This window comes from Pseudochrobactrum saccharolyticum, from assembly GCF_008801715.1.
Lineage (GTDB): Bacteria > Pseudomonadota > Alphaproteobacteria > Rhizobiales > Rhizobiaceae > Pseudochrobactrum > Pseudochrobactrum saccharolyticum.
In genome coordinates this window covers 144,434-162,488 of the sequence record NZ_VZPG01000005.1, presented here as the reverse complement: position 1 = coordinate 162,488, position 18,055 = coordinate 144,434, and the positions used below count along the sequence as shown (strand labels likewise).

Sequence of the window (18,055 nt, the reverse complement as noted above, 5' to 3'; positions counted from 1 at the left end):
GTGGCTTTTGTCAACCATCAATGCGCTTCAGATATAAAAAAGCCCCCGTAAAGGGGGCTTTTCTGTTTGTTTTATTTCTTGGCAGGCTTATCGGTTTTCGCCGGTGCCGCAGGTTCTTTCTTTTTGAACATGCCTTTCAGGTTGTCAAAAAGTTCGATCTTGGCACCCTGACGTTTCATGATCATGCCCTGCTGGAGAATGGACAATGTGTTGTTCCATGCCCAGTAGATAACCAGACCTGCAGGGAATGCAGCCAGCATGAATGTGAAGATAATCGGCATCCATGTGAAGATTGCAGCTTGTGTCGGATCCGGCGGGGTCGGGTTCATGCGCATCTGCAGGAACATGGTGACACCCATAATCAGCGGCCATACACCGATCATCAGGAATGCAGGAACATCCCAAGGCAGCAGACCAAACAGGTTGAACAACGATGTCGGATCCGGCGCAGCAAGGTCATGAATCCAGCCAAAGAACGGCGCATGACGCATTTCGATGGTGACATAGAGAACCTTATAGAGCGCAAAGAATACAGGGATCTGCACCAGCACTGGCCAGCAACCGGCCAGCGGGTTGATCTTCTCACGCTTGTAAAGCTGCATCATTTCCTGCTGCTGCTTAACTTTGTCATCCGCATATTTTTCACGGATTTCCAGCATAGCAGGCTGCATCATCTTCATACGGGCCATCGATTTGTAGGACTTGTTGGCCAGCGGGAAGAACAGGGCTTTCAGCAGAACGGTAACCACCAGAATAGCGACACCGAAATTGCCGGAGAATTTATAGATCCAGTCGATGAGATAGAACATCGGCTTGGTGATGAAGTAGAACCAGCCCCAGTCGATCAGCAGTTCGAACTGTTTGATGCCCAGTTTTTCTTCATATTCTTTGATCTTGGCAACTTCTTTGGCGCCGGCAAAAACATGGTTTTTGATGACAGCGTTCTGACCGGCAGCAATGGTAACAGGGCTGCTCAGGAAATCTGCCTGATAGCGCGGAGTGCCGTCAGTGAAATAGGAGAAGCGTGCTTCGAAGCTTTCGTTCTGCGGCGGGATCAGTGTCGCAGCCCAATATTTGTCGGTAATACCAAGCCAGCCGCCTGTTGCTTTGGCAAGCGGCATGTTCTTGTTGTCTTCGATCTTGGAATAGGAAATTTCCTGCAGACCCTGATCGCCGACAACGCCGATCAGGCCTTCATGCAGCACATAGGTGCCGCTGGCATGTTCAGGCTTTTCAAAACGGGTTACGCGGCCATAGGAGCTGAGCGAAACAGCAGCATCAGTCGGGTTGGTGATCGTATCCTCAACGGCGAACATATAGTTCTCGTCAACGGAGATCACGCGCTTGAACTGGATGCCTTTTTCATTGGCATAGGTCAGGGTTACCGGTGTTGAAGGAGTGAGCTTGTCATTGCCTTCAATATTCCACTCGGTTGCAGGACCCGGAACAGTGCCGATTGCATCATTGCCGGAGAAGCCGAGTTCAGCGAAATAGCCCTTTTTCACGCCTGATGGTGCAAGCAGTTCAATTTCAGGGGATTTCGGATCAACGGTTTCGCGATAATCCTTCAGGAAAAGATCATCGAGACGGGCGCCGACAGTATTGATCGAGCCGCTGACGCGCGGTGTATCAATGCTGATACGCTTGCTCTGAGTCAGCGCTGCTTCACGGGTAACAGGTTTTGCTCCCTGAGCCTCTGCTGTCTGACCCGGAATACCAGCCTGAGGCGCATTGCCCTGCGGGATATTGGCAGATGTTGCACCATTGGCGGATGTTGCCTGCGCATTCTGAGTATTCTGCGCTTCAATCCGTGCCTGTTCTCTCTGAGCCTCAGTCTTTGGCCCCAGATAGAATACCTGCCAGAGCGTGAGAATCAGAATCGACAGGCCAATGGTGAGAAAGAAGTTACGATTTTTTTCCATTGACGGGTCCTGGTTCCTGTCAGTTCATTACAGCTAAGTGCGCAAAATCGCTGCGCTGTCCTAGCGTATAATATGCTGGCTGACAGAGCGCTGTGCAGAATATGCCCCATACCTGTCAGAGTTAAGTGCCTGCCTTATAATACGAGCCATTCAGAAAAGCGAACGCTGAGACGATATAATTCAGGCCTATTTTGAGAAACGGTCATTTAAACCGCTTTGAGAGCTCTCTGGTCAGTGCGCTGAAGGGGGCGTTTAACGCTTCCCTGCGTGCAACAATAACATAATCAGTTTGCGGAGCCATTGCGGCCTCATTGAGTGCAGCGGCGGCTTTCAGGCGGCGGCGGATTCTGTTGCGGATAACCGCATTGCCGTTTTTCTTGGTAACGGTGAAGCCGACACGCGGGTTTTCACCGGTTTTTGCCTGTTTGCTGGTTGCCTCATCGCGTTGTTTTACTTCCAAAAGGAAATATTTGCCGCGACGCTTTTCCCCGCTACGAACAGCCAAAAACTCCGCTCTCTTGCGAAGGCGGAGTATTTTGGTCTGCTTATTTGCTTGTTGTGTCACCGCTCTACGCGGAGCAACAATTATGCAGAAAGCTTGCCGCGACCGCGTGCGCGGCGGGCTGCAATAACTTTACGACCGCCTGGAGTAGCCATGCGCGAACGGAAACCGTGACGACGCTTGCGGACGAGTTTAGATGGCTGATATGTGCGCTTCATTTGTTTAATACCGCGGTGTGCGGCCCTTCTTAAATCTGTTTTTTAACAGGAGCTGGTTCAGACGCGGTCGATGAACGACCTTGCAAAAAATATCTGAACGTGGGGCGGCTTATAGATGCAGGCAGGTTTTGAGTCAAGAATGGAGCGGAATATTCGGTCAGCATAAGGATTGCTCACATTATTCCGAAAAAATATGTGCTGTTTTCCGTTTTCTTGACCCTGACAAATAGTCTTGGCGCGCTTTGATGCTTATAAGGCTTTATCGAATTTACAATGAGAGGAAGAACTATGTCTGTTAAGCGTTTCGAATCCGGCAAGCGTATGAGCGGTGCGGTTGTCCATGGCAACACTGTTTATCTGGCCGGTCAGGTTGGCACAGAAAATGCAAGCGTGACTGAACAGTGCAAAACCGCACTGGCTGAAGTTGATCGTCTGCTGGCTGTTGCCGGTACCGACAAATCCAAAATCCTCCAGACCATTATCTGGCTGGATGACATGAAAGATTTCGCAGAAATGAACGCGGTTTGGGAAGCATGGGTTGATCCTGCAAACACACCGGCACGCGCAACCGGTTCTGCCCATCTGGCAACTCCGGGCTACAAAGTAGAGTTCATCGTAACTGCTGCTCTAGACTAAAACATGTCTCCCAAAAGTGGACACCGGTTTTGGGATAAAGACATGCGTTAAAATAAAGAAACAGAGCGAGAGCCGTGGGTTCAATGAAACGCAACACGCTCTGGTTTTTCCGGTGCCGCAGGCTGTTGGCTGCGGCACCGGTGTTTTATTCTGCCGCCTGAGCCTGAGGCATGGCCATAGTGCGGATACGTTGTGAATAGCCTTCGCGGCTGCCCTTTGCCTGCTGACTGATATCCGCATTGAGACGCATTGACTGCGTATTGGTCTCAGCCGTTACAATCAGTTGTTTTTCAAACATATATTCAGGCAGATAGCCGGAGAGCAGCACACGATAATCAAGAGCTATCGACGGGTCGAGAATTCGTGCCATGTCAAAAACAACCGTCGTGCAATTGGCGGTCAGCGTATTATAGAAACCGGCTTCTTTGCTCAGGCGGTTGGCTGTATCAGTATATAGTCTGAAAAGCTGCCGTGCCTGTTCCGGTTCAATATCCACGTGATAGCGATAGACATGCTCACCACGCACATTGGTGCGCAGATAGATAATGTCGCTTTCTTCTGCCGCGATCATTGCCAGTTCAAAATCTTTGAAGAACCCGCCGATTTCAGAGAAAGCCTGTCCGCGTTTTTTACGGATTTCTGCGGAGAAAACGACCTGTCTCCCGTCTTCAAACCCGAAACTGACCAATGTGTGGGCAATCGCAGGCCCTGCCCAATAGGACAAGAATAGGTCAACGCTTTTAATCTGGCTCAGATCATAATCGGCACTTTTCCAGTTAACGGTAAAATCCTTTTCCGTACGCCAGTCAAAATCACGGATATGATCGAGCCGCACCATATCGCCATTATACTCGGCGGTGACTGTTTGTGCGACTTCCGGTGCCCAGTCGCGGTTCAGCGATGGCTTGATGCCGTGCCACCAGATCAGCAAAATTGCGAACAGGATTGCAAAGCTGATAAATGCGGCTCTGCGATAATGTTGCAGATCGGTGAACCAGAGTGTGCTGAGTGCAGCCAACGCAACCAGCACCCATATGCCGATTGCAGCATAAGTGAGAAGGCGCGATTCTGTCAGCTGATAATGGAGTGCAAGACTGCCCCAGACGGTGATGATAATCAGAACCAGACTGAAAAAAGCCTGAGCCAGAAGTGCTAAGAAGACCAGAGCTGGTTTATATGTCATTTGGTTCCGGTATTGCTGATGAGGCGGAATATCTGTTGAAGATATTTATTATGCTGCATGAAGTTAAAATAATTATTGATGGCATGTTTTCGCCGCGATTGAGATTTAGAGAGTGGCCTGTTTTGAGCTTGCCAGAATTGCAACTCTCCGTAAAATGCGCCTTTACAGGCACGCAATGCATCAATTTACCGACTTGTTAGATTATTTTAATATTTGTCCGGCAAAACTTCTCCTATGGTAAACAAATTATTCTCTTTTTCCGCTTCTGCCACTGTGGCAGCTATGCTGATCTCGTTTCTGCCGCAGGCTGTGCTTGCGCAGGAGGCGCCGTCCCGTGCTGAAACAGCTTCCGGTAATGCGGCATTTATGAAGAAATCAGATATAATGACACCGGCCACAGGCGCGGGGCTGACCATGCGTAATCCTAAAGCGGATGCTGCTGAAGCAGCGAAAGATGTGAGCAAGGTGGTAAAAGAGGCAATTTCCCGCAGTCAGAAATTTGTTTATCACTTTACCAAGCCGGAAAACGGCAGTGGCGAAACGATTGTCCTGCTGCATGGTTCCGGCGGTAATGAAACCAGTCTTGTGCCGTTTGCGCAGGAAGTCTGGCCGCGTGCCACGCTGCTCGGTATCCGCGGGCGGGTTTTGCAGGAAGGTCGCACACGCTGGTATGCCCGCATTACGCCGGTAAAATTCGACCAGAAAGATGTGCGTAATGAAGCGGATGCTTTTGTCAGTTTCCTGACCAAACTCTCTGAAGACGATCAGATTGATTTGAGCCGTACCACTTTTGTCGGCTATTCCAATGGTGCCAATCTGTTGGCCGCCACGATGATACTGCATCCTGATCTGGTGAAAAAAGCTGTTCTGATGCGCTCTATGCCGGTGCTGGATCAGACACCTGCAGCCAATCTGAGTAAAGCTAAGGTGCTGGTTGTGACCGGCGCCGATGACAAGATGTATGCGCCTTTTGCGCCTGCACTCTCGGATTTGCTGCGTACCAGCGGTGCCAAAGTGGATGCACGCGTGGTGAAGGCCGGTCATATGATTGGTGCGAAAGATGTGTCGCTGGTGACTGCCTGGCTCTCGGGGCAGGGACCGGATGGCGCACCAGCAATGTCGCAGGCTGTAACGGCAAAGGTCAAAGACAAAACGGATAAATTGAAAGCCCTGCCGGAAGCACAGGAACCGGCCACTCAGAGCGAGCAGGCACTGGAACAATCGAAGAAGTAATTTCGATCTTAGATGTTTAAAAAAAAGCGGCTCTGAAGCCGCTTTTTCTTTGTTACCACTGAATATTAATCAGACCGCAATCACCGGTTTCCGCACCATAGGCGAGGCGTGTACCGTTTTTATCCCAGCCCATTGAGCTGATGGCGCCTTTACCCGGACGACGCAGCAGCACTTCTTTCTGATCTGCAAAACGGCAGAGTAGTACCATTCCGTCCTGATAGCCGACAGCCACGATATCTTCGACCGGATGACAGGCAACGGCTGTAACCATTGTGTCACCGCGCAGGCCAAGTTCCAGCGGCGCTTTGCCCATCGGGCCGTCTTTGCCTGCAAACGGCCAGATGATTGCCGCAGGAGCACCGGAGGTGGCCAGCCATTTGCCTTTAGGGCTCCATGACCAGTCTTTCACCTTGGCCGGATAGCCGGTCATGCGCATATTGCGGTTATCTTCCAGACGCCAGCCATGCAGAGCATTTTCCTGCATGGTGGTAATCAGAAAACGGCCGTCCGGCGAAAAGATCACGCCGGTATGTGCGCCCTTCCATTCCAGATCAACCGGTTTGCCGGCAGTGCCTGCCCAATGCAATGTCGCGCCATTATAACGGGCAATGGCGAGGCGAAGACCTTTGGGTGCGAAGGCAACGCCTTCAACACTGCGCTCATGGGCAAATTCGGTGGTTTTGCCATTGGCTTCACGCACCCATGCGGTACGGCCGGAAGCATAGGCCACTGCACCATGAGGGCCACTGGCAACCGCAGTGCTCCATTTGCGCGGCAGAACAGCCAGTTCCTGCACATTGCCTTTTTCGTCAGTCTGACAGATGCGTCCGTCTTCACCGCCGGTGATCAGGGCTTTATTGTCAGCCGTTGGTGCAACGCAGAGCAAACCGTCATGCACGGTTACTGTTTTATGCGCTTCATCCAGCCAATGGAGTGTACCATCGGCCAGTGCATAATAGGCATTATCATTGAGGAAGCCGGCTTTCAGGCAGTGGCTTCCCAGATCAATAGGGGCAATCGTCGGCATGGTTATTTGCATTTCTCGAAGCCGGAACGCAGTGCCTGCTCATTCAGATTACGACCGATAAAGACCAGACGGCTTTCGCGCTTTTCGTCCGGTTTCCAAGGACGCTGGTGATCGCCTTCGATAATCATATGCACGCCCTGTACCACATAGCGGTCATCGTCACCGGCAAAAGCGATGATACCTTTGAGGCGCAGAATATCCGGCCCCTGAACCTGGGTTACATTCTGAATCCACGGGAAGAATTTCGCAGCATCCAGCTCGCCGGTGCGCAAGGATACGGACATAACCGTTACATCGTGGATCGCTGAAGCATGGCCGTGGTCATGCCCATGGTCATGATTACAATCTGGGCCGCAGCTATGGTCGTGATCATGATGGTGGTGATGACCATGATGGTCGTGTCCGTGGTCATGGTGATGATGATCGTGCCCGTGGTCGTGATCGCAGTCAGGGCCGCAAACATGATCCGGATGATCATGATCGAGGAAATGCGGATCATTTTCCAGCGCACGCTGGAGATCAAAAGCACCGCGATCGAGAACTTTCGTCAGATCAATTTCTGCGCGCTGGGTACGGTGAATAATCGCATGCGGATTGATGGCACGGATTGTCGCTTCGACATGGCTAAGTTCCTGCGCATTAACGAGATCGGTCTTGTTGAGCAGGACCACATCGGCAAAAGCGATCTGGTCTTCGGCTTCTTTACTGTCTTTCAGACGTAGCGGCAGATGTTTGGCATCAACAAGGGCGACCACAGCATCAAGCTGGGTTTTGGCACGCACATCATCATCCATGAAGAATGTCTGGGCAACCGGTACCGGATCGGCAAGGCCGGTGGTTTCCACAATGATCGCATCGAAACGACCCGGACGGCGCATCAGACCTTCAACCACGCGGATCAGATCGCCGCGCACGGTGCAGCAAATGCAGCCATTGTTCATTTCATAGATTTCTTCATCGGACTCGACGATGAGATCATTATCAATGCCGATTTCACCGAACTCATTGACGATGACAGCATAGCGTTTGCCGTGGTTTTCGCTGAGAATGCGGTTGAGCAGGGTGGTCTTGCCGGAGCCGAGATAGCCGGTCAGCACGGTAACCGGAATTTTAGGGAGTGTGGTTGCGCCAGTCGCAACCTGATCTGCTACAGGGCTATCGCTCATGGGTAGAGTGCCTCTTCATTGTCAGAATTTTTACCGGATCGGACAGGTGATGCCGGGAGCCGAAACGGTCTGTGTGTTGAAATCTTTGTGCATATAAGAATTGCGAAACCGTAATTCTATAGAACAGACTAGTTATATAGAGCAATCACCTCGGTGCGATTGTTCTCAGTTTTCAGAGTGCAGGCGATTGCCCAAAGACCGAGATATCAAACCGGTGGACATCATCCATCAGGCCGGTCAGGCCGCTCACTGCATGAGCGATGATTTTCTCACCATCTTGCGCATTGGCGCGTAAAGCATTGCCGGCGGCACCCTGCTTGTTCAGATCGCTCATCATCCAGCCAAAAGCGTGCGGGCCATAGGCACGCAAATACTGAAATTCTTCAATGAATTTTGCCTGTTCATTGATGTAATTCTGCGCCTTATCCATCTGCACAAGCTCCGGTGCCAAGGCCAGCATGACAGAGGTTTCGATATAGCCAGCATGGATATCAAGGTGCTTTTGTTCCGCACTGATGAGATCTTCCGGTATGCCGAACCGTGTCCAGTGGGTTGCCACGGCCAGCATCCCCAGACGCGCGCGCAGTTCTGTAGCGACTATGGTTGCCAAAGGAGAGTTGCCGCCATGGGCATTGAGGATAACCAGCTTGCGGATATTGGCGGCGCAGAGGTTTTCGCCGATGCCGATCCAGCGGTTCACTGCTTCAGAAAAAGCCAGCGTACGGCTGCCTTCCACATCCATATGTTCAACAGAATAGCCAACCGGCTCGGTGGTCAGAAAACGCGCGGTAATATGCTCCGGCAGATTTTCTGCCAGACGGGCAGCTATGCCTTCGGCGATGATTGTGTCCGTCTCAAAGGGTAAATGCGGGCCGTGTTGCTCATGGGCACCCAGCGGTAAGACAGCAATGAGATTTTCAGGAATAGTATCCTGCAGCGGCTCAGTTACGAGAGCCTCACTGGTTTGCGGCACTCTGTCAGAAAGGGCGGAACTGGCGTGCTGGGTGATCTCCGGCAAAATATTTCTCCTCTGATATGTGCAAGTGAGAGGCATCATAACGGGTGAGTGTGGCCGCGGCTATTCTAAATACGCCTTTATGCCCGTTGTCCTGACTTTGCAGCTGAGACCAGACTGCTGCTTGTCAGTCATAACGCCTTCAATTAGGTTGTTTATGAAATAGAGCATTTCCTGACGCAAAACCGGTTCCGGTTTTTGCTGGAAATGCTTTTATATACGGACAGGTAGGGTGCATATGAGCAAGACAGGCAAAGCTGCTATTCTTCAGCCGTTACAGCACAATGCGCGGATGATGCGCACAATATTAGCCACACGGCTGCTGGAACACGGATTATATGCGGGGCAGGATGCGGTTTTGCTGAAACTTGCCGAAGAAGACGGCCTGCCGCCCGGTATTCTGGCGCAGCGTCTGGGCGTGCGTCCGCCGACTGTGACAAAAACGATCAGTCGTTTGCAGGCACAGGGTTTTGTCACCAAACAGGCATCGGAAAGCGATCAGCGCCAGACTCATGTGTTTCTGACCGATCAGGGGCATGATGTTATCCGTGTGATTGAAAAGCTGGTACGCAAAACTGAAAAAGACTGCCTGCGCGGTTTTGAAAAGAAAGAACGGAAAGTTCTGCTGAAATTACTGGCGCGGATGGAAAATAATCTGAATGCTGTTGCTGCCGGTCGCCCGTTGCGCACGTCTGCCAGTGATGAGACCGATACGGCGGATGATCTGGCAGATGATGATGCCGATTAAAACGGAACAATGCAGGTGAGGGCGGCTCTGTGTTCCGTATTGAATAATTTGCCGGATAAGTTGCTAAAAACTGTCTCGCTATTTGTTAAACTATATTCTAGATATTGATTAACTAAGATTACTGAAGATAACTATACCGCAGAACTGCCGGTTCCGGTGAATATGATTGTTGAATAAGGGGCGGACGGCTTTTGGCCCAGAAGATCAAACTTTCAACCATTGCTGATGCGCTTGGCGTGTCAACGGCCACGGTTTCTCTGGCTTTGCGTGACAGTCCTCTGGTGGCGGATCAGACCCGCGACCGTATCAAGGAACATGCCCGCGCCATCGGCTATATTTATAACCGTCGTGCCGCATCGCTGCGCACATCGCGCTCCGGCATTATCGGTGTTGTGGTTCATGATATTATGAACCCGTTTTTTGCGGAAATTCTGCGCTCTATTGAAACGGAGCTGGATCGCTCCCGCCAGACTTTCATTCTCAGCAATCATTATGACCAGCTGGAAAAGCAGCGCACATTTGTGGATACGCTTTTGCAGCTCGGCGCGGACGGCGTAATCATGTCACCGGCTATCGGTACGCCTGCGGAAGATATTGAACTGGCAGAAAATAACGGTCTGCCGGTGGTGCTGATCGCTCGTAATGTGGAAGGTGCGGATGTGCCGGTGTTTCGCGGCGATGATGCCTATGGCATCAGTCTTGCGACCAATCATCTGATTTCACTCGGACATACACGCATTGCGATGATCGGCGGCACGGATCAGACCTCTACAGGTCGCGACCGCTATCAGGGCTATGTCAATGCGATGGAAAAAGCCGGGCTGACTGTGAAGCCGGAATGGCGTATTCCGGGGCCGCGCACCAAACAGGGCGGCTTTGAAGTGGCACCGCAATTCTTGTCTCTCAAAGACAAGCCGACGGCAGCAGTGTGCTGGAACGATCTGGTCGCTATTGGTTTGATGAATGGTATTGCCCGTGCCGGCCTGGTGCCGGGTGAAGATATTTCTGTGACCGGTTATGACGATCTGGAAGAGGCGGCAATTGCTACACCGGCACTGACAACGGTTTGGAACGGCCAGCGTGAAGTCGGACGTCAGGCAGCGCGTGCACTGCTGGATCAGCTCAATGGTGTTGAAATGCATAGCGATCAGCCGCTGATTAAACCGGAATTACATATCCGTCAGTCGACAAGTAAACCTGCCTGATACGCATAAACAGGCAGGTTTCAGTATTTTAGTATTTGAAATTTTGTAAAATTATATTCTAAATACGCCCTGTATTCATAGGCGGGGGCGTGTTGTGAAGTCTGTATCAGCAGTTATTTGCAGTCAGTTTTTGTTAATTGCAGCTTTGCCGGCCGGTGCCGCAGATTTAAATCCCACGCAAGTCACAGAGATACGGATCAGCAACCCCGATTTTTCTTTTCTGGGCGGAATTGGTTACATCCATCTGCAAGGGGATGAGCTGGTTTATAATAATACCGGCAAGAAGATCAGTCATCTGATCTGGAAGACGGATGCACCGGTTCTGACCGCAACAGCAAAAGCTGTGTTTGATAATGACTGGACGCTGGCAGGCAATGTGATGGTCGGTTTCAGCGGCAATAACCGGATGAAAGATTATGACTGGCTGATGGATCCGCCAGCCGGTTATGGCTCCGATGCGTGGTCACATCGCTCAATCCATCCCGATACACAGCTTAACCGCTATATAACGGCTGATCTGGCGCTGGGGCATGATTTCCGCCTCAATGAAACAGCGCTGCTTAATCTGCATGGCGGCTTTAAATATACCAATGTGAAATGGGATGCCTATGGCGGCAGCTATATTTATAGCCGGAATGAATTTCGTGATGATGCCGGTGATATTCCTGATGGTGAACGTACTATCAGTTATGAACAGAGTTATCCGACAGCATTTTTAGGGCTGGAAGCAAGTAAGAGCTTTGAACAGTGGACGTTCTCAGTGCAGGCAAGGGGTGGTTTGGCCTTTAAATCCAGAGATGAAGATCATCATTGGCGGCGGAACCTGCGTTTTACTGAGAAATATGATGGCCTGGCATTCATGTCCGTCGGTGCGCGTACAGAATATGCCTATACTGCGCAGACGTCATTTTTCCTCGCCGGTAATTATGAGCGCTATTTCAACAAAACTGCTGATACAACAATGTATAATCTGACCAGCGGAGAGGTCGTGGAATATTTTCCGGACGGAGCCGGAATGAAATTCCAGTCTTTTTCTTTAAGCGGCGGATTGAAATACCGGTTCTGAAATACAGATCGCGGGTTTCAGAACCGCGATCTGTAACACTGTATATTTTTTACTCTGCTTTGCCGGCATGTTTGCGCACAGCATCACCGAATGCCTGAAAGATTTTGGCTGAAGGTGCATCGGAGCGCACCCAATATTCAGGATGCCATTGCACTGCGAGCGCAAAATCCTGTGCGTCTTTCACAACAACCGCTTCAATCGTCCCGTCTTCGGCTACGGCTTGCGGTTCAAGCTTGTCGGAAAGGCGGTCAATCGCCTGCCGGTGTACAGAATTGGTGTTAACTGCTGTGCTTTCCAGAATCGCAGCAAGGCATGAGTTTTCAGCAATCTCCAGCGGATGCGAAATCGCATAACGCTCATCACGGATTGTGGAAACCGGCGCGCGGTGATCGTTCTTGCCGTTGAGTTCCTGAATATCATTGGCCAGCGAGCCGCCAAGCGCGACATTCATTTCCTGCAAACCACGGCAGATGCCAAGCACGGGAATACCCCGTTCCAGTGCAGCGCGGATCAAAGGCAGGGTGGTCGCATCGCGGTCCGGATCAAACGGGCCGTGCTGTTCTGTGGCTTCCTGTCCGTAATGCTCCGGATGCACATTGGAACGGGAACCGGTGATGAGCAGACCGTGCACCGCCGCGAACAGGGCGTCGTGGTCAACCTTGTCACGGATATTCGGCACCAGAAGCGGCGTGACCTGAGCGACTTCAGCAAGCGCTGTAATATATTCCGAAGGTGTTGCGTGCCAGTTATTGCCGTCAATATCACGAATGTCAGAGGTGACAGCAATCAGAGGGCGGGATTTTTGCATGATAAACAGGCCTTGTCGTGGTTGCGCAGTCGCAGGCAGTTGGTTAGTTTTACGATTATGCAGTGAGGCAGTGTTTCTGTAAGAGCCGGAAAATGCAAAACAGGAGCGGGAATACCGTCCGGATTGTCAGTTTTCAGCGGCCTGAATTTGTCTACTGTAAAGCGGCGTGATTGGGAATAATTATTGTAAAATTTTGCGCTGTGTATGACGGCAAAATAATTGATTGAGAGGGCGATGTCCGCAAATCATCCGAATATATTTTCTGTCAAAGATAAAGTTATTGCGGTGACAGGCGGTTCGTCAGGGCTGGGGCATCATATGGTGCACACACTTGCTGCACATGGTGCAAAAGTTGTGTCCATCGCGCGCAGCCATCCTGTGACCTCTTGTGCTGATTGCGAGACTATAAAGCCGGATATCCTTCATATTTGTGCTGATGTTGCCGATAGTGCGGATATTGCTGCCGCCTTTGACGAAGCGGAGAAGCATTTCGGTACGGTCAGTGTGGTGTTTAACAATGCCGGTATTGCCTGCAAAGCGAGTGCTTTGAAAACAACCGCCGAGATGATGGAGCAGGTTTTCGCGGTTAATGTTGTCGGGGCGTTCAATGTCGCGCAGGAAGCTGCACGACGGATGATTGAGGCCAAAATTGCCGGTGCGATCATCAACACCACCAGTATTCTGAAAAACATGCCGCAGAAAGGCGCTGTTGCTTATTCCATGTCTAAGGCAGCCTTGGCGCAGATGACGCGGGCTCTGGCACTTGAATGGGCAGCACATAATATTCGCGTGAATGCCATTGCTCCGGGCTGGTTTCCGACAGGGATTAATCAGGAGCTTATGACAGGACCGGCAAGTAATTATCTTAAAGCGAAGAACCCGATGCGCCGGCTTGGAGAAAATGGTGATCTGGAAGGCGCATTGTTGCTGCTTGCCTCCAATGCGGGCGGTTATATGACGGGTACAACCATCACGGTTGATGGCGGACACAGCCTGCAAGGGTGAAATCTGCGACTGTTGGCGGATTGATTTTCAGGCGGGATCAGCGGACAGTCTGATTGCGCGGGCTGAAAGCGCTGTGTTTGCGGGATATATCTTTATTGTAGAACTTACGAATATCATAATTTTTAAATATATTTTTATAGTTCCCGGCGATAATAATCCTATCAAAGGGGGTAGCAACCTATGGCATTGATTTTAATGTAAAAACACTCAGAAGTAGAAAAATTTGAAACTTATTTTTAAAGTATTTTTGTCATTCTTCCCCGGCGAGGGGGAGCAGTGACAAATGACATGGTTATTTAAGACCAACATTCCGGTGGACGTTCGCCTGTCATTTGTCAGAGCGCTTTATGGCAACCGGGAAACACTTTGGTTCGGACTGGCCGCACATATGCTGGCCTGCATGGTTATTTATTTTAAAACCGGCGACATTGTCTTTGTTATCTTCTCCGGCCTGTTCGCGCTGACTACCAGTATCCGCATGTATGATATGCATGTTTTTGACAGGGCGGATTTCAGCAGACTCACTCACGACAAAATCAATCGCTGGGAAATGCACTATCTTTTGGGTGCCTGTGCAATCTGCCTGATCCTCGGGCTGCTTTGTTTCTACAGCACCTATGTGATCGATGATCCGTTTGCCGAACTGGCCAGCCTGTCTATTCTTCTTGCCTCCGTTGTTTCAATTGTCGGCCGTAATTATGCGTCGCGCAATGCCGTTGTCATGATGTCGGTATGCGCTCTGGTGCCGGTGTTGTTCGGGTTTATTCTGGTCGACAGCATCTATCATGTGATTATCGGCGCATTGCTGGTGCCGTATTTTCTCAGCAATATTCAAATGGCCAATGGTCTGCGACAGTCCTTGTTTGCGGCCGTGATGAATGAGCGCCGCCTCAGCACCGTTGTAAGCCGCTTTGATACGGCGTTGAATAATATGCCTCAGGGGCTGGTGATGCTGGATGGCCGTGCATCAATTGCTGTGGTCAATAAGCAGGTGCGGGATATGTTGAATATCTCGCAAAATATCAGTCTTCTGAACCGCCCGTTTGAAGTTGTTCTGCGCTATTGCAGCAAGCACGGATTGTTTCCGCGTGATGAGCTGGACAATGTACGCATGCGGATTGACGAGTTGCTGGAAGGCCGCCGTCAGCGCGATGTGTTTCATTTCGGCAATAATCGCTACATTGAGGTGATGTGTAATCAGCGTCGCGAAGAGGGAGCGGTGCTGATTTTTGATGATGTGACAGGACGTATTGAGGCCGAAGCGCAGATCCAGCATATGGCACGCTATGACGGGCTGACCGGATTGCCGAACCGTTTCTATTTTGAAACGCTGGTTCGCGCACTGACCGCAGGCAATAAGCCTGACGACCTCGTTGCGCTTGCCGTTATTGATCTTAACCACTTCAAGCATGTGAATGATTCATATGGTCATCACACCGGTGATGAGTTGTTACGGCAGTTTGCGGAGCGTCTCGGCCAGCTTGATGCCGAGCGTTTTGTGGCATCGCGCTTTGGCGGCGATGAATTTGTTCTGTTCATTCAGGGCATTAAAGACCGCTCGCATATTAATACGGTGATGGATGAGGTCACGGCCTATCTGAGCGGTGTTTATGAATTTGCATCCCAGCAGATCTATCTGGATATCAGCGCCGGTGTAGCGGTTGATATTATGAAGAATGTCGATCTTCGTGGCCTGCATGTGAATGCCGATCTGGCGCTTTATGAGGCCAAAAGCAGCGAACATGACCGCTGGGTTGCTTTCGTGGAAGCGATGGATACAAAATATCGCTCACGGCAGAAGCTTAAAAATGATCTGCGAGAGGCAATCAATGCAGGCAGTCTGACAGTTGTCTATCAGCCGATTGTCAGCCTGAATTCTCTGCGTATTGTGGCGGTTGAGGCGCTGTCCCTCTGGCATCATCCGAAATTCGGGCCTATCGGGCCTGCAGACTATATTCCGCTTGCCGAAGAGATGGGGATTATTACGGAACTCACGCAATTTATGCTGAACCGTGCCTGTCAGGATTGCGCGGGCTGGGGGCATAAGATCGGCGTGTCGGTCAATCTCTCTGCCATTGATCTGAAAAATTCCGGCATTGTCGATATGGTTGTTGATGCTTTGCAGAAAGCGCAATTACCGTCTTACCTGCTTGAAGTTGAAGTGACGGAAAGTGCAATTATCAGCGACCGCGTCAAAACCTGCGAAATGCTGCAGCGCTTGAAAAATTCAGGCATTAACATTGCTCTTGATGACTTCGGTACCGGTTATTCCAGTCTCAGCTATCTGAACACATTGCCACTGACAAAGGTCAAAGTTGATCGTTCTTTCGTCCGCGATATTGTGACGGACAGACGGGCCTTTATGCTTTTACGCGGTGTGACACAGCTGTCTCATGAGCTTGGTTTCGGCGTTACCATTGAGGGCGTGGAAACTGAGGAGCAGCTGAAACTGATTCGCGGAACCGGCGGTGCAGATCTGGTACAGGGCTTTTTGCTCGGCGCACCACTGAGTGCCGATGAGATCAGTGCGCAGCTCGGGCGCTCTCTCTCCGTGATGTCGAATAATCATGCGGAGGCAGTGCAGGCGGACGAACTTCCTTCCTGATCAGCGGTTCTTTCTGAGAATATGCCGGTGATATTTGTCTCCGGCGATGCATTCATTTCGCGGCAGATATAAAAAAGATTAATTGTGCCGGTCTGGACCCTTGCTTTTTGTCACACATAAAGAGAAATGGTTACCAGCATATTTGTTTCCTCAAATCAGCGGGCAGATATGCAAGGTGATGCCCGTGAGGGCTATTGCTGTTTCCTGAATATATTATGTTCCGGACATAAGACATCTGCCGGAATGGTTAGTGCTTTGAAATTACGCTTTATTTTAGATTTTGCTTATAGGGGGCGGGTTTAAAATTGGATGTGTATTCCTGTATATTTTACGGAATATGAAGCGTGGCATATTCATGAAACGGCTGCACCAGAGCTTTAGTTTATTGGTGGCGGACATTATAGATGACGGTCTCTCAACCGGTTGCGAAAGCACCAGTCCTTTCGAACTTTGCCCGGCACATGCTGGAGTTTCTGGATCGAGTGGAATACCGGCGGGTTATACACGCGGAAGATCTGGAAGAGGTCGGCCGGCTGCGTTATCGTTCCTATATGACGCGCAATGTCATGGACGACAATTTTCTTGGCACCATTATTGATGAAGTCGACCGCGATCATCAGGCCTATGTTTACGGTGTCTATATAGACGGTATTCTGGTCAGTACGCTCCGTGTTCATCACATTACGGCAGAGCATCGCATTGGTACCAGCGCCAAATTATTTCCCGATATTCTGGGGCCGATGCTGGATAATAATATGAGCTTTGTTGATCCGACACGTTTCGCTGCAGATCCTGCTTATCTCGCTGAATTTCCCGCCATTCCCTATCTGACATTGCGCATTGCCGCGATGGCGTCAGAATATTTCAATGCAAGTTTTTGCCTTGCCGCAGTCAAGCCGGAGCATATGGCTTTCTATAAGCGCATCTTTGGCTCGCAAATGCTGGCAGACCCGCGCGATCATGAAGGCTATGGTATTCAGGTGGGCTTAGGCGCTGCGGCGGTCAGTTCAATCCGCGATGCGGTTGCCGCGCGGTTTCCGTTTTTTAAATCTCAGGCTCATGAGCGGCGCAATATGTTTGCCGATGTTCGTGCAGGCAATGTTCCGCTGACTATTCTACCGACGGCTAAATATACCGGACTGGGGATATAAGTATCTGAGTATCTGATCTAAAAGTCGCCCGACTTGGCTACAAATGGCATCGGCTTGCAGCAGATTGTCGCAACATTGGCGGTGAAGTGAAGCTTGCCTATTGCTTCAGAACTGTGTCAACTGTGCCTAGATAAGATTTCTGAACCGGAAGACGGCCGCAAAGGAAGATATCTTTGGGGAGGGAGAAAGAAATGGCAGAAATTCAGCACGGTCCTGCAGAGCTTGGCGCAGAGATGGATTATCCTGAGCATGAGCGCACCTATCATGGTTTTACCTTTTTGGTAAAATGGGGAACGATTGTGCTTTCCGCTTTGATGATCGCGATGGCATTTGCATTTTTTGCTGCCGGCTGGTTCTCGGGTGTTATTCTGTTCGCGCTGATTATGGCTGCGGCAGTTTTCTTTGCCTGAGACCTGTCAGAAGCAGACTGAAAAATTTCATTTCAGAACGGCATGGAATCCATAAATTATACCGCCATTTTGGCGGTATAATTTTTTGCGCCCTGTTCAGAGCAAAAATCTCTCCATAATTGCGTATTTTCGATCACATAAGAAATTTTTTGCAT

The 18,055-nt window shown here is 50.5% G+C and carries 16 protein-coding genes and 1 pseudogene; 9 read left to right on the top strand and 8 right to left on the bottom strand.

From position 1 onward, the window contains the following. Positions 1-71 precede the first annotated feature (71 nt). The 3 genes from yidC to rpmH all read right to left on the bottom strand — a co-directional run bounded on the left by yidC (position 72) and on the right by rpmH (position 2,642). Positions 72-1,922: a membrane protein insertase YidC gene (gene yidC / locus F7P81_RS14770; protein ID WP_151160107.1), complete on the bottom strand. Its 1,851-nt coding sequence runs from the start codon at positions 1,920-1,922 to the stop codon at positions 72-74. A gap of 202 nt (positions 1,923-2,124) precedes the next feature. Then, positions 2,125-2,457, bottom strand: a complete 333-nt coding sequence (rnpA, locus tag F7P81_RS14765; protein ID WP_246176153.1) for a ribonuclease P protein component — start codon at positions 2,455-2,457, stop codon at positions 2,125-2,127. Between the two features lie 50 nt (positions 2,458-2,507). Next, a complete protein-coding gene (rpmH, locus tag F7P81_RS14760; RefSeq protein WP_022712486.1) occupies positions 2,508-2,642 on the bottom strand; it encodes a 50S ribosomal protein L34 in 135 nt (44 codons plus the stop codon). 288 nt (positions 2,643-2,930) lie between these two features. Between rpmH and F7P81_RS14755 the strand changes: the two genes are divergently transcribed. After that, complete coding sequence (locus tag F7P81_RS14755; RefSeq protein ID WP_075657046.1) at positions 2,931-3,278, top strand: RidA family protein; 348 nt, start codon at positions 2,931-2,933, stop codon at positions 3,276-3,278. Between the two features lie 145 nt (positions 3,279-3,423). Here F7P81_RS14755 and F7P81_RS14750 read toward each other — a convergent pair whose 3' ends face one another. Next, positions 3,424-4,461, bottom strand: coding sequence for an Lnb N-terminal periplasmic domain-containing protein (locus F7P81_RS14750; protein WP_151160105.1), 1,038 nt, complete (start codon positions 4,459-4,461; stop codon positions 3,424-3,426). Between the two features lie 234 nt (positions 4,462-4,695). Between F7P81_RS14750 and F7P81_RS14745 the strand changes: the two are divergent. Beyond that, positions 4,696-5,583, top strand: a pseudogene (locus F7P81_RS14745) (alpha/beta hydrolase); the annotation flags it as partial. 163 nt (positions 5,584-5,746) lie between these two features. On the opposite strand, the gene F7P81_RS14740 reads toward F7P81_RS14745, so the two are convergent. From F7P81_RS14740 to F7P81_RS14730, 3 genes are all read right to left on the bottom strand, one after another. Beyond that, positions 5,747-6,721 carry a WD40 repeat domain-containing protein gene (locus tag F7P81_RS14740; RefSeq protein WP_151160205.1) on the bottom strand — a complete coding sequence of 325 codons (975 nt, stop codon included), beginning with the start codon at positions 6,719-6,721 and terminating at the stop codon, positions 5,747-5,749. A 2-nt stretch (positions 6,722-6,723) separates the two neighbouring features. After that, complete coding sequence (locus F7P81_RS14735; RefSeq protein WP_022712491.1) at positions 6,724-7,887, bottom strand: CobW family GTP-binding protein; 1,164 nt, start codon at positions 7,885-7,887, stop codon at positions 6,724-6,726. Between the two features lie 172 nt (positions 7,888-8,059). After that, positions 8,060-8,824, bottom strand: a complete 765-nt coding sequence (locus tag F7P81_RS14730) for a creatininase family protein (RefSeq protein WP_246176152.1) — start codon at positions 8,822-8,824, stop codon at positions 8,060-8,062. A gap of 316 nt (positions 8,825-9,140) precedes the next feature. Here F7P81_RS14730 and F7P81_RS14725 point away from each other — a divergent pair, with 316 nt between their 5' ends. From F7P81_RS14725 to F7P81_RS14715, 3 genes are all read left to right on the top strand, one after another. Next, positions 9,141-9,650, top strand: a complete 510-nt coding sequence (locus tag F7P81_RS14725; RefSeq protein ID WP_151160104.1) for a MarR family winged helix-turn-helix transcriptional regulator — start codon at positions 9,141-9,143, stop codon at positions 9,648-9,650. Positions 9,651-9,841: 191 nt separating this feature from the next. After that, positions 9,842-10,855 carry a LacI family DNA-binding transcriptional regulator gene (locus F7P81_RS14720; protein ID WP_028234002.1) on the top strand — a complete coding sequence of 338 codons (1,014 nt, stop codon included), beginning with the start codon at positions 9,842-9,844 and terminating at the stop codon, positions 10,853-10,855. Between the two features lie 94 nt (positions 10,856-10,949). Continuing rightward, positions 10,950-11,921, top strand: coding sequence for an omptin family outer membrane protease (locus tag F7P81_RS14715; protein WP_170265296.1), 972 nt, complete (start codon positions 10,950-10,952; stop codon positions 11,919-11,921). A gap of 49 nt (positions 11,922-11,970) precedes the next feature. Here the strand turns inward: F7P81_RS14715 and F7P81_RS14710 are convergent, their stop codons facing one another. Continuing rightward, complete coding sequence (locus F7P81_RS14710) at positions 11,971-12,729, bottom strand: gamma-glutamyl-gamma-aminobutyrate hydrolase family protein (protein ID WP_022712496.1); 759 nt, start codon at positions 12,727-12,729, stop codon at positions 11,971-11,973. 234 nt (positions 12,730-12,963) lie between these two features. On the opposite strand from F7P81_RS14710, the gene F7P81_RS14705 reads away from it, so the two are divergent. The 4 genes from F7P81_RS14705 to F7P81_RS14690 all read left to right on the top strand — a co-directional run bounded on the left by F7P81_RS14705 (position 12,964) and on the right by F7P81_RS14690 (position 17,900). Further along, positions 12,964-13,734 (top strand): SDR family NAD(P)-dependent oxidoreductase, encoded by a 771-nt coding sequence (locus F7P81_RS14705; RefSeq protein ID WP_151160102.1) that lies wholly within the window; start codon positions 12,964-12,966, stop codon positions 13,732-13,734. A gap of 283 nt (positions 13,735-14,017) precedes the next feature. After that, a complete protein-coding gene (locus tag F7P81_RS14700; RefSeq protein WP_151160101.1) occupies positions 14,018-16,339 on the top strand; it encodes a putative bifunctional diguanylate cyclase/phosphodiesterase in 2,322 nt (773 codons plus the stop codon). A 404-nt stretch (positions 16,340-16,743) separates the two neighbouring features. Next, the gene (locus F7P81_RS14695) at positions 16,744-17,490 is read left to right on the top strand and encodes an N-acyl amino acid synthase FeeM domain-containing protein (protein ID WP_151160100.1); all 747 of its coding nucleotides are present in this window, start codon (positions 16,744-16,746) and stop codon (positions 17,488-17,490) included. Between the two features lie 191 nt (positions 17,491-17,681). Next, a complete protein-coding gene (locus tag F7P81_RS14690; protein WP_022712501.1) occupies positions 17,682-17,900 on the top strand; it encodes an aa3-type cytochrome c oxidase subunit IV in 219 nt (72 codons plus the stop codon). The last annotated feature ends 155 nt before the right edge of the window (positions 17,901-18,055 follow it).

Bases quoted from the DNA above. Each gene is read 5' to 3' on its own strand.
- F7P81_RS14755 (WP_075657046.1), top strand. From the start codon at position 2,931: ATGTCTGTTAAGCGTTTCGAATCCGGCAAGCGTATGAGCGGTGCGGTT.
- F7P81_RS14725 (WP_151160104.1), top strand. From the start codon at position 9,141: ATGAGCAAGACAGGCAAAGCTGCTATTCTTCAGCCGTTACAGCACAAT.
- F7P81_RS14700 (WP_151160101.1), top strand. From the start codon at position 14,018: ATGACATGGTTATTTAAGACCAACATTCCGGTGGACGTTCGCCTGTCA.
- yidC (WP_151160107.1), bottom strand. From the start codon at position 1,922: ATGGAAAAAAATCGTAACTTCTTTCTCACCATTGGCCTGTCGATTCTG.
- rpmH (WP_022712486.1), bottom strand. From the start codon at position 2,642: ATGAAGCGCACATATCAGCCATCTAAACTCGTCCGCAAGCGTCGTCAC.
- F7P81_RS14735 (WP_022712491.1), bottom strand. From the start codon at position 7,887: ATGAGCGATAGCCCTGTAGCAGATCAGGTTGCGACTGGCGCAACCACA.
- F7P81_RS14750 (WP_151160105.1), bottom strand. From the start codon at position 4,461: ATGACATATAAACCAGCTCTGGTCTTCTTAGCACTTCTGGCTCAGGCT.
- F7P81_RS14695 (WP_151160100.1), top strand. From the start codon at position 16,744: ATGACGGTCTCTCAACCGGTTGCGAAAGCACCAGTCCTTTCGAACTTT.
- F7P81_RS14690 (WP_022712501.1), top strand. From the start codon at position 17,682: ATGGCAGAAATTCAGCACGGTCCTGCAGAGCTTGGCGCAGAGATGGAT.
- F7P81_RS14740 (WP_151160205.1), bottom strand. From the start codon at position 6,721: ATGCCGACGATTGCCCCTATTGATCTGGGAAGCCACTGCCTGAAAGCC.
- F7P81_RS14710 (WP_022712496.1), bottom strand. From the start codon at position 12,729: ATGCAAAAATCCCGCCCTCTGATTGCTGTCACCTCTGACATTCGTGAT.
- F7P81_RS14705 (WP_151160102.1), top strand. From the start codon at position 12,964: ATGTCCGCAAATCATCCGAATATATTTTCTGTCAAAGATAAAGTTATT.